This is a genomic window from Streptomyces microflavus, assembly GCF_014650075.1.
GTDB lineage: Bacteria > Actinomycetota > Actinomycetes > Streptomycetales > Streptomycetaceae > Streptomyces > Streptomyces microflavus.
On record NZ_BMUG01000018.1, the window covers coordinates 20873 to 36661 of the forward strand.

The window sequence follows — 15789 nt, forward strand, 5'->3', positions numbered from 1 at the left end:
TCCGGGGTTCCTGGCCCCCGTGCCGGTGGTCCCGGCCGGAGGGGGGCCGGTCCGGGCACGCGTCGGCGGTTCAGGGGCAGGGGGCGCTGCCGTTGCGGCGGGGGAGGCCGGGCCGGGTGTCGTGCGACCAGGTGTGGGTGCAGCCGGGGCACTGGAGGTGCAGGACCGGACCGTCGTTGGCGATCAGATAGCGCCAGTGCTCGCCGCAGGTGCGGCGGTCCGCGCAGGTCGCGCAGTGGCGGGCGTCGTCGCAGGCGGGGCAGGCCGGCCAGGCCCGGCGGGCGATGTCCGCCTGCGGATCAATGGGCAGCCGCACGGCCCGGATCCCCGTCCGGAAGGACACCGGCGGCCACCAGCCGGTCGTAGGTGCGCTGCTGATCGGCGTCCAGGCCCGAGTAGAGCAGGGTGTAGGCCTCGTCCTCGCCGCGGAGCGCGGACATCGGGTCCCAGTCGGGCCCGAGCGCGGCGACGACCGCGGCCCGTCGCCGCGCTTCCTCGAAGGTCAGGTCGATCGTGAAGGGGACGAGCTCGGTGGTCCTGTCCTGGTTCATGGCTGCGCTTCCGGGGTGTGGGGGGTGAATCCTCACCATCTGTACCAGGCCTCCGGGACGGCAGGGAAGGGTGACCTAAGTCGCCCGGCCGGGAGTCGGCTCCGCCTTCCCGGCGGTGTGTTCCCGGATCGGCGGGCGAGGACGGGCGGTTGTGGGTACGGGGCGCGACGGGGCGGCCCCGTCCCTCGCGTGGCCTTGTGGCACAGGTCATAGCGGGAGCCTCCGGCCCAGGCGGACGAGCGGGGAGGTGGCCATCACCGCCGGGGACAGCATCATGCCCGAGGCCGTCACCAGGAGGCTGGTGCGCAGCCCCCACTCCTGCGCGAGGACGCCGCCGAGCAGCGAGCCGAGCGGGGTGCACCCCATGCCGACGAAGGTGATCGTCGCGGCCGCGCGGCCCTGCATCCCGTCCGGGGTGACGGCCTGCCGTACCGACATGACCGTGACGTTCACCAGCTGGCCGAAGGTCCCGAACACGAAGTTGACCGCCAGGAGCGCGGCCACCGTCACCGTCGAAGAGCCATGCAGGGCGGGCACCCACAGCAGCGCCCCGTTACCGAGCGCCGCGGCGGACACGAGGACCACGCCATGGCCGTACCGGCCCGGCAGGCGCGCGGCCAGGACCGAGCCGAGGAGCGCGCCCGGGCCGGTCGCCGCGAGGGCGAGGCCGACGGTGGCGCCCGTCAGGTGCAGTTCGCGCGGGAGGAAGAGCAGGTAGACGGTCATCAGGGCCGCGAAGGAGAACTGGAAGGCGGCCGAGGCGAGGCACACGGCCCGCAGCAGGGCATGGCCGGCGACGAAGCGAAGCCCTTCACGGATCAGCTGCCGGACCCGCGGGGGGCGTTCCGGACGCTCCGCGACGGGTGTGGCGCGCCCGGGTACGGCCTCGGCCCGGCGGATCCGCCGCAGGGACACGAACGACACCGCGAAGAAGAACGCGCCGGAGGCGGCGGCGACCGGCGCCGACAGCAGCGACACCAACGCCCCGCCGAGAGCGGGGCCGCCGATCTGCGCGGCGGACCGGCTGCCCTCCAGCGCACTGTTGCCCTGCATGAGCTGATCGCGCCTCACCAGCCGTACGAGGGAGGCCTGATAGGCCACGTCGAAGAGGACGGACAGCGCGCCGACGGTGAAGGCGACGACGAACAGCGCGGGGAGCCCGAGCAGCCCGAGGAGACCAGCCACGGCGGCCGCGCCCAGCGCCACGGCCCGGGCGGCGTCCGTCAGCACCATCACCGTGCGGGCTCGCCACCGGTCCACCCACGCGCCCGCGAGGAGGGAGAGCAACAGGATGGGCGCCTGCCCCACGGCACGGAGGGCGCCCAGCTGGCCGGCGCCGGCGTCGAGGGTCAGGACGGCGAAGAGCGGTAGAACGACGAGCGTCGTGTGTTCGCCGAGCTGGGAGGCCGTCTGGCCCGCCCAGAGTCTGCGGAAGTCGGCGTCCCGCCATATGGAGGAGGACGAAGGGGAGGAGGGGGACGGCACAGAAACCCCTGGAGTCGCCGGAACGAGGACCGCCCGCCCGGCGCGCGAAGGCGCGCCCGGGCTCCGGGCGGGGAAGTGGGCTCGCTGTGCCGCGATCTCAGAGGCAGCACGCGATGACGGGCCGGTCTCGGCCTACGACGTCAACGCGCGCTCGGACGACCGGGCATGCCTCACCGCTTCCCTTTCCCTCGTGGGTGACTCACCGCCCCGAACGCTATCGGCTCGCGGCAGGGTCCATGTCGCCGGGTGCGTCGACGAAGATGGCGCCGATCTCCGCCAGCCGCTCGGCCGCGTAGGCCGGGTCGATCAGGGATTCAGGGGTGTGGATGCCCGGCGGGACGGCTTCGCCACGCAGAGCGAGCTGCCGCTCGACGCCGAGGGCGATGCCGAGTGCGGTCAGGGGGCGCTGCCCTGCCGGGTGGACGAGGTAACGGCTCGTGCTGAGCGGTGCACCCGTCGGGCCTACTCCTTCGAGGTCGACCCGGATCTCGATGGAAGCGGGGTCGCCGCGGCGCCGGGCGGCGGATTCACCGACGGCCATGTCGAAGCGGACGTTCGCCGCGCCCGTCGCAAGGGCGAGGCTCGGTACGTCGAGGATGGCGATGCTCCGACCGGGCAGGACGACGCCGTCGGTACTGGGCACATCCGCCTGGGCGTCGGGGCCGTCGACCCAGGTGAAGACGCCGTCACTGCGCACCGTCCCTGCCGTGGTGGCGGTGGCCCACCGCTCCAGATCCGCTGTTCCCGCGGGCCCGCCGGTGTCCGACTCGTCCAGTACGGCGCCGATCCGGATGGTGTCGACCCGGTGGAACTCCCGGGCTGTTTCCAGCGTCGCGAGGACGACGATGCCGGCGCAGAAGTGGCTGGCCACCAGGATCGGCGAGGTGCTTGCCCGCCGTGCGCCCGCGACGACTTCGGGTGCGATCTCCACCAGGCCGCTGGAGATGCTGAGGTAGGGCAACCCGTGGTCCTGCGCGTAGTGCAGCCCGTTCAGGCGGTCGTCCCACAGGGCGGCGACCACTGCCGAGTAGCTGTGTTCGGCCGGCAGACCGAGATCGCTGCGCCGCAGGTCGATGGTCACGGCTGTTGCGCCGCCGAGTTCGTCGGCCACTCGTTGCGCGCGGCCGATATCGCGACCCGCGATCGTCAGTGGCAGTTCCGGGTGCCACTGACGCAGGAGAGCGGCGGCCCCCGAGCCCGCCTGCCCCGAACCACCCAAGATCAGTACTGGCTCCGACTGTTCCACTGTGGGTCCTCACTCATATGAAGCTACATTTTGTAGCCTACGTTTTGTAACATAGGCTGGAGTGCGACACAACGGAGGGCCATGGCCACCACCTCGACCCGCCTGTCCAAGCAGGCCAGGCGGGAGCAGCTGCTCAACACCGCCGTGACGATCGTGCGAACCCAGGGCGCCGACGGCCTGACTCTGGTCACCCTCGCGGAGGCGGCCGGAGTGAGCAGGCCGATCGTGTACGACCACTTCGGCACTCGCCCCGGTCTGCTGCTCGCGCTCTACCGACGCCTCGACGAACGTCACCGAGCCGCGATCGCGGAGGCGTTGCAGGAGGCCGGACCCACGGCTGGCGAGATCGCCCGCGTCATCAGCGCCGCGTACTTCGCCTGCGCCACGGACATGCCGGAACTCGGCGCCGTTTCCGCCGCGTTGAAGGGGAATCCGGAGATGGGGACGATCCAGCGCGAGATGCTCGACAGTTACACGGACCTGATGGCCGCCCAGCTGCTGCCGCACTCCGGCCTCGCACCCGAAGCCCTCCGGCTACGGTGCGTCGGAGTGCTGGGCGCGGCCGAGGCGGTTGCCGCCGAGCTGAACCGAGGGCGGGCATCTGCCGACGACGCGGTCACCGCACTGATCGACCTGATCATGGGCGGCCTCGGCACCCGGACCGACCGTTAGCCCCAGGGCCACTCGCCTGCCGGTGGGCAGGCCGTCCGCCCGTCACCCTCAGAAGGTGCCGAAGAAGCGGTGCCACCAACTGGGGCGCTCCACGTGATGGTGCAGCCGGCTCGGTCCGTCGTAGGTGCTCTCCAGGAGCTCTTCGGGAAGAACCGCGTAGCCGAGATCCTCAGCCCCAACCCTTGGTGCTCGGACGAGTGCTTTGACCAGGAAGTCCTCCAGCGATCCAACCAGCAGGAATGCGCGGCCTGCGGAACGTCCATCGCCGACCGCAAGCCGGGAACCCGCCGCAAGTGGTGTTCGGGCACCTGCCAGCAGAGAGGGTTCCGCTGGCGAGCGGAACTCCGCGACCGTACTCGCCTTGTTCGCGAGAGAACCGACAGTCGAAGTTCGCCGCTTCGGGAGTCACTTGAGTGATTCCCGGAATCGAACTGCGTGCGCTTGGTGACATCGCTGAGCGGGCGCCTGGGGCTTCTCCTCAGATCAGCTCTGCGAGGATCGGGAGACCCTCTGAACGGCTATCGCTCTACCCGGCGTCGAGCGCGGCCGCAATGCGGTCAAGGATCCCGACGAACTCCTCGGCCGGGATCTCGACCACGAAGACCGTTCCGGCGTCTTCGGGGTGGTTGAGCAGGTGTTCCTCACGCCAGAACTCCAGCGTGATCACCAGGCGGTCCTCTTCGCGGAACAGGAAGGCCGTCACGTTGTCGGTGGTGGGCCCCCAGAGCAGGACCCGAAACGGGCCCAACTGGCAGTCGGCCCCGGGCTCGTCGTCCCCCGAGCACTGCATAAGACGCCGGTGTGTGGCTTCGGCGGACACGCCAGCGAACGGGAGGGGAGAACCTTCACCGGACCGCAGCCAGGCGGCGGCCAGCACATCGCGGCGGAACTGGGGGACGTAAGCCACGTTGTCGTCGCAGGTCAGCCACTTTCCAGCTGCCCAGAGGTCGACCCGGCACAACGGGCCTGGCTCGCCGACCTCTGCGGCGAACCTGAACTTGTCTCCCAGAAGCACGTTCACGTCAGTGACCGTCGCAGGTCCAGCCCTTCATGAACAATCGAATACTTCGCCGGGGCAGCGGCCGGCGTGCCTCCGCCGCACCGTGTGAGTCAGCGCTAGCTCAACCTCGCTGTCACAGAACATGCAGTGACTCATCTTCGATGGCACAAACGGACATCGGCCCGACTTCCGTGGCAAACGCTCCGTCTTCGATGGCACAGGTCAACGGTCCATCACGGCGATGCCTTGCCAGGCGATAGCTTCCGATATATCGTTGACGTATCGCGACAGATCGACGATGGAAGGAGTGTAGCGATGCGTTCAAACGGATACGAGCATGAGCACGGACCGGGGCATTACGGGCCCGGTCATCACGGTCGGGGCGGTCGAGGAGATCGCGACGGACGCCGGGCCGCCTTCGGGCCGTTCGGGCCGCCGTTCGGCGGGGGGCCCTTCGGTGGCGGGCGTGGTCGGGGTGGGGGGCGGGGCAGGGCGCGGCGCGGTGATGTGCGTGCGTCGATCCTGGCCCTGCTGAAGGACCGGCCGATGCACGGGTACGAGATGATCCAGGAGATCGGCGAGCGCAGTGGCGGGGCCTGGAAGCCCAGCCCCGGCTCGGTCTACCCGACGCTTCAGCTGCTGGAGGACGAGGGGCTGATCATCAGCGCGAGCGAGGGCGGCAAGAAGCTGTTCACGCTCACCGAGTCCGGGCGCGGTGAGGCCGAGTCCGGGCCCGAGGCTCCCTGGGAGGAGGCCGGGCGCGGTGCGGACTGGGAGGGCGTGAACGAGATCCGGCAGGCCGGATTCGGTCTGATGGAGGCGTTCGGGCAGGTCTGGAAGACCGGCTCGGCCGATCAGCGGAAGAAGGCGCTGGCCGTCATCAACGACGCCCGTAAGAAGCTCTACCTGATTCTCGCCGACGAGCACTGAGCAGGTGGTCGCCGGCCGGCGCGAAAGGGGCCCCGCTCCCGGCGGGGCCCCTTTCGCGTCCGTGCGGTGAGGGTCAGGGTGTGACCAGGCCGTCGAGCTTGCGCAGGGACTCCTGGAGCGCCGCCGTCGCGGAGTCCTTGAGTTTGCCGCCCATCAGCGAGACCGCCGCGCCGGTGAACTCGCCCTCGATGCGCACCGCGGTGGCGTCCCCGTCCGGAGCCGGCGTAAGGGAGTAGCGCATGGCGAGGTTGACCCCCATCGGGCCCTTGCCCCGGGTCGTCAGCAGGCGACTGTTCTCCAGCTCGTCGACCGTCCAGGTCACTTCGGCGGGGAAGCCCATGAGCTTCATGTTCTCCTCATAGGTGGCCCCGAGCTCCAGGGTGGCCGGGCCGCCCTTGGGGAAGCTGGTGTGGGTGGCGTTCCACTCGCCGTACGACGAGAAGTCCGTCAGCTGCGCCCAGACCTTCTCGGCGGGTGCTTCGATGCGTGCCTCCGCGCTGACTTCGGCCATGCGACCACCCCTGGTTCGTCCGGTTACGGTGCCGCGGAACGTAACGGCAGCGGGACGAACATTCAATACTGATGCACCGTCAGATGTGCCGGGGTCGTCGGGTTCCGCCAGATCTCCGCCGCGTCGAAACGGTCCGACGCGCGTGGGTGCGGGCCCTCGTCGTGGCAGTGGAAAGCGGCCCAGAACAGATCGGCGGGCAGGGCGTCGTCCGGTGCGTATACGCGGTAGACGTACTGCATCCCGTCCTGGGCGAGCAGAGCGACCATCCAGAACACCCGTGGTTCCCTCCGCCCGGAGCCGATGCGTGCTGTTGCGTGCTGTGGAGTGAGTGACGTACGGGCAGGGGGTGGCGGTTGCCCGGGGGCGTGCGGAGCCAGGCGGCGCGCCCCCCTGCGGGCGATGGTTGTACGCCGTGGCGCGATCTCATCCGCAGGGATGAGGGGTCGCTCCGGTGTGCCCAACTTGGGTGGGACGCGTGAATGGGTCGCTCCGCCGATGCTTCGCCGCCCGGGGACTGATGGGGTGGAGATGTGCAAAACCGGACGCCGCGGATCCCCGAACAGCCCGCCCCCAACCCCGTCGGACCCGACGCCAGATTCACCGTCGAACTGGCCTCGGTGGTGACGGGTGCGCGCAGGCGTGCGCTGCGGGACGGTGACCGGCAGATCGACACCGCCCACCTTCTGCACTCGCTCATCGAGAGCGACCCCGAGGTCCGCGAGGCCTTCGACGGCGGACCGCGGCTGGCGAAGGTGCTCGGCTACCTCGTGCAGCGCAGCATCGGTTACGGGCTCCGCTGGCAAGGGTCGGTGGAGGACTCCGGGGCGGTTCCCGTTCTGCGGGACCCTGCCGCGGAGGGGTGGTCGCCGTCGGCCGTCACCGCGATGGAGGGTGCACTGCACCGGGCCGGGCTGCGTGGGGAGCCGCGCGCCGGCGGGCTCGATCTCCTCGCCGCACTGGCCGCAGACGGGGAGTGCCGCGCGGTGGAGGTCCTGGCGCGCGCGGGCGTGGACGCGCGGTGGCTGTCGGGCCGTGCGGCGGAGCGTACGGCCGAGGCGTCGCGGCGGGTGTGACGGCACGTCGTACGGCCGGATTGTCTCGACAGGTGTCACAGAGGTGACGGTGCTGTCGGCTGCTGTCATGATGTGCCGATGCACGCGTCTCGGGGTACTCAGAAACGTAGCGCCGGCCTGGGGCTCGCCCTGCTTTCGGCCTTCGCCTTCGGCGGCTCGGGGGTAGCCGCCAAGCCGCTGATCGAGGCGGGACTCGACCCGCTGCACGTGGTGTGGCTCCGGGTGGCGGGCGCCGCCGTCATCATGCTGCCGATCGCCTGGCGCCACCGGAACCTGGTCCGTGAGCGGCCCGCCCTGCTCGCCGGGTTCGGGCTCTTCGCCGTGGCCGGTGTGCAGGCCTGCTACTTCGCCGCCATCTCCCGCATCCCGGTCGGTGTCGCGCTCCTCGTCGAGTATCTGGCCCCCGCGCTCGTCCTCGGCTGGGTCCGGTTCGTCCAGCGCAGGCCCGTCACCCGGGCCGCGGCGCTCGGTGTGGTCCTGGCGGTCGGCGGCCTCGCCTGTGTGGTCGAGGTCTGGGCCGGGCTCGGCTTCGACGCCCTCGGGCTGCTGCTCGCCCTCGGTGCCGCCTGCTGCCAGGTGGGCTACTTCGTCCTCTCCGACCACGGCGGCCAGGAGGGCAAGGGCGACGACAGCCAGCGCGTCGAACCTCCGCACCCGCTCGGCGTCATCGCGTACGGACTGATCGTCGGAGCCCTTGTCCTGACCGTTGTCGCGCGCCCCTGGGGCATGGACTGGTCGCTGCTCGGCGGCACCGCGGGCATGAACGGCAACGGGGTCCCCGCCTGGCTGCTGCTCGGCTGGATCGTGCTGATCGCCACGGTGCTCGCGTACGCCACCGGTGTCGTCTCCGTCCGGATGCTCTCGCCGCAGGTGGCCGGGGTCGTCGCCTGCCTGGAGGCGGTCATCGCCACCGTGCTGGCCTGGGTGCTGCTCGGCGAGCACCTCTCCGCCCCGCAGCTCATCGGCGGCTTCGTCGTCCTGACCGGTGCGTTCATCGCGCAGTCGGCGGCCCCGAAACCGCCGTCGGGGCCCGTCGCCGCAGGTGGGGGCGCGGCGGCCGGCGTCACGGAGGGCGAGTTGTCCGCCGGGCGGGCCTCGCATTAGTGTGCCGGTCATGCATCTGACTGTGCTTCCGCCGCCTGCCGCCTAGCGCGGGCGGCCACTCCTGACGAAGACCGGGCTCGGGCAGTCCCCGAGCGGTTCGTCGCTGCCCGCGTGCGGAGTCGAGCGACCACCATCCCGTCTTCCTCCTCTGGAGCGGTCATATGTCTGTTCCCGTTGTTCCCGCGCTGCCCGTCGGGCGGAGCCTGCTGTATCTCGTCATCGCCGGAGTCGCCTGGGGGACCGCCGGTGCGGCAGCCTCGCTGATCTTCCGGGTCAGCGATCTCGGTCCCCTCGCCCTGTCCTTCTGGCGCTGCGCCGGCGGCCTCGTCCTGCTGGCGGGGGCGCTCGCCGTACGTCCCCGGCGCGCACCCCGGCAGCCCGAGCCCCGGCGTCGCCGGCTGCTGCGCATCCTCGGCACGGGGGTCGGTCTCACCGTGTTCCAGAGCGCGTACTTCGCGGCCGTCGAGGTCACCGGCCTCGCCGTGGGCACCGTCGTCACGCTCGGTGCCGGGCCCGTCCTGATCGCCGTGGGCGCACGGCTGATGCTCGGCGAACACCTCGGCCGGGGCGGCCTGGCCGCCGTGACCGGGGCGCTGACCGGTCTGGCCGTGCTGGTCCTGGGCGGTGAGGGCGGCGACGTGGTCCCGGCCGGGGTGCTGCTCGCGCTGCTGTCCGCCGCCGGATACGCGGCGATCACCCTGCTCACCCGGTGGCTCGGGCGGGACGGCGGCGGCGGTGACGCGACGGTCACCAGCGCCTGGGCGTTCGGCATCGGGGCGGTGGGGCTGCTGCCCATGGCCGTGGCCGAGGGCCTCGTGCCGCACACCGCCGAGACGGGACAGGTGCTGTGGCTGCTCGTCTACGTGGCGGCGGTGCCCACCGCGCTCGCGTACGCGCTGTACTTCGCCGGGGCCGCCGCAGTCCGCTCGGCCACCGTCTCCGTCATCATGCTTCTGGAGCCGGTGAGCGCCGCGCTCATCGCGGTGACCGTCCTGCGGGAGCGCCTGACGGCGGCCACCGTCGTCGGAACGCTGCTCCTCCTGGCCGCCGTGGCCGGGCTGGCCCTTGCCGAGGCGCGGGGCGCCGCGGTCACGCGCCGGCGGGAGGCCGAGCCGGTGGCGGTGTAGCGGGCAGGGGCCTGGAGCCCGGTGTCGAGGCTCCGGGCCCCGCCTTCCTCCGGGTGGCCGGGATCAGAGAGCGCGGAGGTAGTCCGGTACGCCGATGGCCGGGTCCAGGTCGTCCGCCGGGACCGGTGCCGCGTAGCCCCGGGTGAGCGGCACGATCCCGGTCCAGTGGGGGAGGGCGATGTCCTCCGGCTCGTCGTTGGGGCCGCCGGTGCGGACCTTCGCGGACACCTCGTCGAGGTCCAGCCGGATCACCGCCGTCGCGGCCAGCTCCTTGGCGTCTGCCGGGCGCGCGTCCCGTGAGCGGCCGGGAACGGCCTGGTCGACGATCGCGTCGAGGGCGATGCGCCGCTCCTCTGGGTCGGTCACAGCGGTGGCGGTGCCGTGGACCACCACGGAGCGGTAGTTCAGCGAGTGGTGGAAGGCGGACCTGGCGAGCACCAGGGCGTCGACATGGGTGACGGTCAGGCAGACCGGCAGACCGGGGTCCGCGGCCCGGGCGTTCCGCAGCGGCCGGGATCCGGTCGACCCGTGGACGTACAGGCTCTCCCCGACCCGGCCGAACATGGTCGGCAGCACGACCGGCGCCCCGTCCCGGACGAAGCCGAGGTGGCAGAGGTAGGTCTCGTCGAGTATCGAGTGGACCAGCTCGCGGTCGTAGGAGGCGCGCTCCTTGGCCCGGGTGGGGACCGTGCGGCCGGTGGGTGTGTAGGGGGCGGTGACGCCGGGGCCCGTGGTGCCGGGCGGTGCGGTGTCCTGCATGGCGTACTCCATTGCGGATCTCATTGCACTAGTGCATACTGTTGTTTGTGCTAGGAGAGTATCGGATCAGTGGGCGGCGCGCATCGGAAATTGCCGCCAGTGTGGAGCGCGGGGTCGGTTCCGGAGGCCTCGCGCCCGGTCATGTGCTGCCCCCGATGCGGGAGTTGGCCGCACGGCTGGAGGTCAACCCGAACACCGTGGCGGCCGCCTACCGGACGCTGCGCGAGCGCGGAGTGATCGAGACGGCGGGACGGCGGGGGAGCCGCGTGCGGCCGCGTCCGGCCAGTACCCCGCGCGGCTCCCTGCGCATCGAGGCACCGCCGGGCGTACGCGATCTGGGGGAGGGCAACCCCGATCCGGCCCTGCTGCCGTCGCTCGGCCCGGCACTCGCCGCGGCCGCCGCGATCGACGCCGGGCATCCGGGTCTGTACGGGGAAGTGTCCGTGGTTCCGGAGTTCGCCGCGTACGCACGGGGGGCGATGGACGCCGACGGGGTGCCCGAGGGGCCGGTCGTGGTGACCTCCGGCGCCCTCGACGCCATCGAGCGGGTGCTCGCGGCGCACCTGAGGCCGGGCGACGCGGTGGCGGTGGAGGACCCGGGGTGGGGCAGTGTGCTCGACCTCGTACCGGCGCTCGGGCTGCGCGCCGTACCGGTCGGCGTGGACGACGACGGGCCGCTGGTCGCGGACGTGGAGCGGGCGCTGAGGGCCGGGGCGAGGGCGCTCGTCGTCACCGACCGGGCGCAGAACCCGACCGGCGCCTGCGTGAGCGGGCGCCGCGTCGGGGAGCTGAAGGCCGTGCTCGCCCGCCACCCGGACGTGCTGCTGATCGAGGACGACCACGGCCACGCCATCGTGGACCTGCCGCTGCACCCGCTGGCGGGCACCACGGACCACTGGGCGTTCGTCCGGTCGGCGGCCAAGGCGTACGGGCCCGATCTGCGGGTCGCCGTGCTCACCGGGGACGCGGTCACGGTCGACCGGGTCGCGGGCCGGCAACGGCTGGGCCCCGGTTGGGTCAGCCGGCTGCTCCAGCGTGCGGTGCTCCACCTGTGGACCTCCGACGCCGTCGACACCGCCGCCGTCGCGCGGTCCTACGCGGAGCGGCGTGACGCCCTCGTGCACGCCCTGGCCGAGCGCGGGGTGGTCGCCCGGGGGCGTAGCGGGATGAACGTGTGGGTGCCCGTCAGCGATGAGACCGGGGCCATCGCCCGGCTGCTCCACGCGGGCTGGGCCGTGGCCCCCGGGGCGCGCTTCCGGATGGCCGCGCCCCAGGCGGTACGGCTCACCGTCTCCCCGCTGACGGCCGCGGACATCGGGCCTCTGGCGGACGCCGTGGCGGCGGCGGCCGGGCCCGCGCGGCCGGTGACGTACGGCTGAACAGCCTTGCCGTGCCGGCTGGTCAGGTCCGGCTGAGGGCACCCCGCCGTGCACCGCGTCAGGTCCGGTCCGAGGAGCCTTGCCGCGTACGGCGGTCAGGTCCGGCTGGGCCGCTCCGTCCGGTCGCCTGCGGTACGGCCGCCTGCGGTACGGGCCCGTGCCGAGGGTGACGGGCGGCTCTGGGTGAGGGCCGCGCCCGCCAGGACGATCACCGCGCCCACCGGGGTGTTCCAGCTGAGCTGTTCGCCGAGCAGGGCCACACCCGCCGCGGTGGCGATCACCGGGATGAAGTAGGTGACCATCTGCCCGGTCGTCGGGCCGACCTCCTGGACCAGCCCGTACTGGAGCAGGACCGCCAGACCCGTGCCGAGTGCGCCGAGCGCCAGGACGGACAGGGTCGGCAGCAGCGGGAACGTCTCCGGGGCCGAGGTGAACACCGGCGTCACCACGGCCAGTTGCAGCGTCCCGACGAAGAGCTGGCTGCCGGTGAGCGTCAGCGTCGACGAGCCGGTCCCGGCCAGCGTACGGCGGACGTAGATCCAGCCGACCGCGTAGCTGAACGAGGCCAGCAACGCCATCCCCGTACCGGGCAGGTCCAGGCCGGAGAAGCCCTGCCAGGCACCCAGCACCGTCAGCACGCCGAGGAAGCCGACGCCCAGCCCCGCGACGCGGCGGCGGGTCGGGCGGTCCTCGGAGAGGGCGACCACCGAGAGGGCCATGCCCCACAGGGGCGAGGTCGCGTTGCAGATGCCGGCGAGGGTGGAGGGGATGGTCAGCTCGGCGTACGAGAAGAGGGAGAACGGCAGCGCGTTGAGGAAGAAGGCCGCCACGGTGATGTGCCCCCAGGTCCGGGCCGAGCGCGGCAGCCGCTCGCGGCGCATCGCCATCGCGACGGCCAGGACGGCGGTCCCGGCCAGCAGCCTGCCCAGCGTGACCTGGAACGGCGCGTACCCCTCGGTGCCCACCTTGATGAGCAGGAAGCTGAACCCCCAGATCAGGGAGAGCGCGGCGAACCGGATCCGCCAGTCCACGGCCGGGCGCGGAGCGGCGGGGGCCGGTGGGAGCGGAGCGGCGGGGCCGGGCGGGAGTGGGGGCACGGTCGCGGCCGGAGGGGCGGTGGACTGCTGGAGAGGGGCGGCGGGCTGCTGGCAGGGGACGCTCATGGCTCAACGATGACGAACAGCACTGCTTAGAACAAGCGAGAGTTTCTGCGTCCGTTCGCGTAGCATCGCTTACATGTTGAATCTGGAGCGGCTGCGCACCCTGGACGCCCTCGCCCGGTACGGCTCGGTGAGCGGGGCCGCCGGGGGTCTGCATGTCACCACGTCGGCGGTCTCGCAGCAGATGGCCAAGCTGGAGCGCGAGGTCGGACAACAGCTGCTCGCCAGGAACGGCCGCGGGGTCCGCCTCACCGACGCGGGCCGGCTGCTCGCGGATCACGCCGCGCGGATCCTGTCACAGGTGGAGCTCGCCCAGTCCGACATCGAGGCCCAGCGGGGCGAGGTGGTCGGCGAGGTGACGCTCTCCGCGTTTCCCACGGCAGCGCGCGGACTGCTGCCCGCCACGCTCACCGCCCTGCGCGCGGACCACCCCGAACTGCGGGTCCGGACCCGGGAGCTGGAGCCGGAGCAGGGGCTCCTGGCGGTTCTGCGGGGCGATGTCGACGTGGCAGTGGCGCTCGACTGGAGCAACAAGCGGCTGCCCGTGCCCGGCGGCCTGACCAAGGTCGAACTCCTCGACGACGCACCGGACATCGCCATGCCCGCCGGGCATCCGCTGGCGGACCGGGCCGAGGTGGAGCTGGAGGACTTCGCACAGGACGAATGGGTCTCCTGGCCCGAGGGCGAATTCTGTTACGAATGGCTGATGTTCACCCTGCGCTCCCGGGGGATCGAGCCGCGCATCTCCCACCTGGCCGGAGAGCACCACACGCAACTCGCCCTGATCGCCGCCGGGTTCGGGGTCTGCGTGGCGCCCCGGCTGGGCCGGGGTCCTGTCCCTGAGGGAGTCTCCCTGGTGCCGGTGCGGCAGACCATGCGCCGTCACATCCATGCCGTCTGGCGTACGGACGCCGACCGCCGCCCCTCGGTCCGCGCCGCCGTCGAGTCGCTGCGGGCGGCGGGGCGGCGCGTGGCGGCCGGGGCGCCCGCGGTGGGGTGACTACCGTCCCGGCCCCGCGAGTTTGCGGAAGTCCCACGAGGTGATGGTCTCCGGGGTGAGCCGCAGCCAGGCGTGCCGCCCGTCGTGCGGCATCTCCGTCATCCCGAAGTACTTCGCCGGGAACAGCCGCTCCGGTACGTCGAGTCCGGGGCACGGCTCGCCCGTTCGCGGGGCCTCGCCGACGAACTCCGCCGTACCGGACAGCTCCACGCCGCGCAGTTCGTCGTACGCCTCCCCGTCGTCGACCACGACGGCGATCCTCGGGTCCGCGCGCAGCTGGGACCAGCGCAGGCTGCGGGTGATGGAGTACAGCCAGAGCGAGGAGCCGTCCCAGACGAACCAGAGCGCGCCGATGTGCGGAGCGCCGTCGGCTGCGAGCGTGGCGACCCGGCAGGTGCGCTGCTCGCCGAGGTAGGCGTCCCGCTCCTCGGGGGTCATCATGATCCGGCGGCCGCGTCGCTGGGTATCGGTCATGCGGTGTCCTCCCCTTGTCATCTGACGATGTGTCAGAAATCATGGGGGCTTCTTCCGTACGGCGCAATGCCGTTCGCCGTACGGAAGACGCAAGGAGCGGAACAGGCAGAAGCAGCAGACGGAGGAGGAGCGTTGTGGCATCCGCAGCATCCCAGGAACGGCTCGCCGCGCTGCTGGCCCCCGCCACCACCGTACTGCTGACCGTCGAATGCCAGCAGGGGGTCGTGGGGCCGGACAGCGCCCTGCCCGAACTCGCCGGGGCCGCCCGCTCCTCGGGCGCGCTCGACAACATCGCCCGGCTGGTCGCCGCCGCCCATGAGGGCGGGGTCCAGGTCATGCACGCCGTGGCGGAGAGCCGCCCCGACGGACGCGGCGCCAACCGCAACGCCCGGCTCTTCCGCGCCGCCGCCCGGCTCCCCGTCCAGCAGCACGCCGGTACCACCGCCGTACGGGTCGCGGCGCCCATCCAGGTCGCGGACGAGGACCTCGTCGTACGCCGGCTGCACGGGCTCTCGCCGCTCGCCGGTACCGACGTCGACGCCCTCCTGCGCAACCTGGGCTGCCGCACGCTCGTCGTCACCGGGGTCTCGGCCAATGTCGCGATCCCCAACGCGGTGTTCGACGCCGTCAACCTCGGCTACACGGCCGTCGTCCCGTCCGACGCGATCGCGGGGGTGCCCACCGAGTACACCCCCGCCATGATCCGCAACACCCTCGCCCTGGTCGCCACCATCGCCACCACCGACGACATCCTGGGCCACTGGAAGGCGCCCCGCAGGCGGGCCGGGGCCACGCCGAGGTGACCGGGTGGGCTGGCCGGGGCTACGCCAAGGTGATCGAGTCGCCCGCCACCGAGATCTCCCGCGTGGGCAGCGGCTGGGTGGCGGGTCCGCCGGTGGGGCTGCCGGTCGCCGCGTCGAACGTCGAGTTGTGGCAGGGGCAGGTGATGACGTTGTCCACAACGTCCTTGACCGCACAGCCCTGATGGGTGCACGTGGCCGAGAACGCCTTGAACTCACCGGCGCTCGGCTGGGTCACCACGACTTTCTGCGCGGCGAAGACGACCCCGCCGCCCTCGGGGATGTCCGCCGTTTTCGCCAGCACGGCCCCGCCCGCACCGCCGCTCCCCGGTTGCTCGACCGACTCCGCGCCCCCCGGCCCGTCCGACCCTCCGCAGGCGGTGAGTGCGGCGGCCGCTCCGGCCGCACCCACCGCCAGGACGACGGTGCGGCGTTCGAGGAGGGTCCGGCGCTCCTGGGCTGCGCTCATCGTGGCAATTCCCTTCATCGGTATCCATGAATGTGTCCTGCTGCCATGG

At 72.2% G+C, this 15789-nt stretch carries 19 protein-coding genes; 8 read left to right on the top strand and 11 right to left on the bottom strand.

The annotated features are described in order from the left end of the window. Positions 1-70 precede the first annotated feature (70 nt). From IE264_RS35470 to IE264_RS35485, 4 genes are all read right to left on the bottom strand, one after another. Positions 71-316, bottom strand: coding sequence for a hypothetical protein (locus tag IE264_RS35470; protein WP_032758968.1), 246 nt, complete (start codon positions 314-316; stop codon positions 71-73). Next, on the bottom strand, positions 300-551 hold the full coding sequence (locus IE264_RS35475) for a DUF6400 family protein (RefSeq protein WP_032758967.1): 252 nt from the start codon (positions 549-551) through the stop codon (positions 300-302). Before IE264_RS35475 ends, IE264_RS35470 begins: the two co-directional genes overlap by 17 nt. Positions 552-758: 207 nt before the next feature. After that, entirely contained in the window at positions 759-2036 is a 1278-nt protein-coding gene (locus tag IE264_RS35480; RefSeq protein WP_032758966.1) for an MFS transporter, read from the bottom strand. A gap of 214 nt (positions 2037-2250) precedes the next feature. Continuing rightward, positions 2251-3282, bottom strand: a complete 1032-nt coding sequence (locus IE264_RS35485) for a saccharopine dehydrogenase family protein (RefSeq protein WP_032758965.1) — start codon at positions 3280-3282, stop codon at positions 2251-2253. A gap of 81 nt (positions 3283-3363) precedes the next feature. Here IE264_RS35485 and IE264_RS35490 point away from each other — a divergent pair, with 81 nt between their 5' ends. Continuing rightward, positions 3364-3954: a TetR/AcrR family transcriptional regulator gene (locus tag IE264_RS35490; RefSeq protein WP_032758964.1), complete on the top strand. Its 591-nt coding sequence runs from the start codon at positions 3364-3366 to the stop codon at positions 3952-3954. Positions 3955-4480: 526 nt separating this feature from the next. Here IE264_RS35490 and IE264_RS35495 read toward each other — a convergent pair. Beyond that, positions 4481-4975: a hypothetical protein gene (locus IE264_RS35495; RefSeq protein WP_032758963.1), complete on the bottom strand. Its 495-nt coding sequence runs from the start codon at positions 4973-4975 to the stop codon at positions 4481-4483. 294 nt (positions 4976-5269) lie between these two features. Between IE264_RS35495 and IE264_RS35500 the strand changes: the two genes are divergently transcribed. Further along, complete coding sequence (locus IE264_RS35500) at positions 5270-5884, top strand: PadR family transcriptional regulator (protein WP_078657557.1); 615 nt, start codon at positions 5270-5272, stop codon at positions 5882-5884. 73 nt (positions 5885-5957) lie between these two features. Here IE264_RS35500 and IE264_RS35505 read toward each other — a convergent pair whose 3' ends face one another. Next, positions 5958-6395 (bottom strand): type II toxin-antitoxin system Rv0910 family toxin, encoded by a 438-nt coding sequence (locus IE264_RS35505; protein WP_032758962.1) that lies wholly within the window; start codon positions 6393-6395, stop codon positions 5958-5960. A gap of 62 nt (positions 6396-6457) precedes the next feature. Beyond that, complete coding sequence (locus IE264_RS35510) at positions 6458-6670, bottom strand: hypothetical protein (protein WP_015607250.1); 213 nt, start codon at positions 6668-6670, stop codon at positions 6458-6460. Between the two features lie 255 nt (positions 6671-6925). Here IE264_RS35510 and IE264_RS35515 point away from each other — a divergent pair, with 255 nt between their 5' ends. The 3 genes from IE264_RS35515 (at position 6926) to IE264_RS35525 (ending at position 9699) form a co-directional block, all read left to right on the top strand. Continuing rightward, entirely contained in the window at positions 6926-7468 is a 543-nt protein-coding gene (locus IE264_RS35515; protein WP_078657556.1) for a Clp protease N-terminal domain-containing protein, read from the top strand. A gap of 78 nt (positions 7469-7546) precedes the next feature. Beyond that, a complete protein-coding gene (locus IE264_RS35520; protein ID WP_032758961.1) occupies positions 7547-8572 on the top strand; it encodes an EamA family transporter in 1026 nt (341 codons plus the stop codon). A gap of 161 nt (positions 8573-8733) precedes the next feature. Further along, positions 8734-9699, top strand: coding sequence for a DMT family transporter (locus tag IE264_RS35525; RefSeq protein WP_015607247.1), 966 nt, complete (start codon positions 8734-8736; stop codon positions 9697-9699). Positions 9700-9762: 63 nt separating this feature from the next. Here IE264_RS35525 and IE264_RS35530 read toward each other — a convergent pair whose 3' ends face one another. Next, a complete protein-coding gene (locus IE264_RS35530) occupies positions 9763-10458 on the bottom strand; it encodes a pyridoxamine 5'-phosphate oxidase family protein (RefSeq protein WP_032759001.1) in 696 nt (231 codons plus the stop codon). Positions 10459-10505: 47 nt separating this feature from the next. Between IE264_RS35530 and IE264_RS35535 the strand changes: the two genes are divergently transcribed. Next, on the top strand, positions 10506-11837 hold the full coding sequence (locus IE264_RS35535; protein WP_078657555.1) for an aminotransferase class I/II-fold pyridoxal phosphate-dependent enzyme: 1332 nt from the start codon (positions 10506-10508) through the stop codon (positions 11835-11837). Positions 11838-11932: 95 nt separating this feature from the next. On the opposite strand, the gene IE264_RS35540 is transcribed toward IE264_RS35535, so the two are convergent. Beyond that, positions 11933-13000, bottom strand: coding sequence for a DMT family transporter (locus IE264_RS35540; protein ID WP_229887942.1), 1068 nt, complete (start codon positions 12998-13000; stop codon positions 11933-11935). Positions 13001-13073: 73 nt separating this feature from the next. On the opposite strand from IE264_RS35540, the gene IE264_RS35545 reads away from it, so the two are divergent. After that, a complete protein-coding gene (locus IE264_RS35545; RefSeq protein ID WP_015607243.1) occupies positions 13074-13997 on the top strand; it encodes a LysR family transcriptional regulator in 924 nt (307 codons plus the stop codon). Here IE264_RS35545 and IE264_RS35550 read toward each other — a convergent pair whose 3' ends face one another. Next, positions 13998-14471, bottom strand: coding sequence for a pyridoxamine 5'-phosphate oxidase family protein (locus IE264_RS35550; protein WP_015607242.1), 474 nt, complete (start codon positions 14469-14471; stop codon positions 13998-14000). A 134-nt stretch (positions 14472-14605) separates the two neighbouring features. On the opposite strand from IE264_RS35550, the gene IE264_RS35555 reads away from it, so the two are divergent. Then, a complete protein-coding gene (locus IE264_RS35555) occupies positions 14606-15274 on the top strand; it encodes a cysteine hydrolase family protein (protein ID WP_032758959.1) in 669 nt (222 codons plus the stop codon). A gap of 19 nt (positions 15275-15293) precedes the next feature. Here the strand turns inward: IE264_RS35555 and IE264_RS35560 are convergent, their stop codons facing one another. Further along, the gene (locus IE264_RS35560) at positions 15294-15740 is read right to left on the bottom strand and encodes a Rieske (2Fe-2S) protein (RefSeq protein ID WP_032758958.1); all 447 of its coding nucleotides are present in this window, start codon (positions 15738-15740) and stop codon (positions 15294-15296) included. Between the last annotated feature and the right edge of the window lie 49 nt (positions 15741-15789).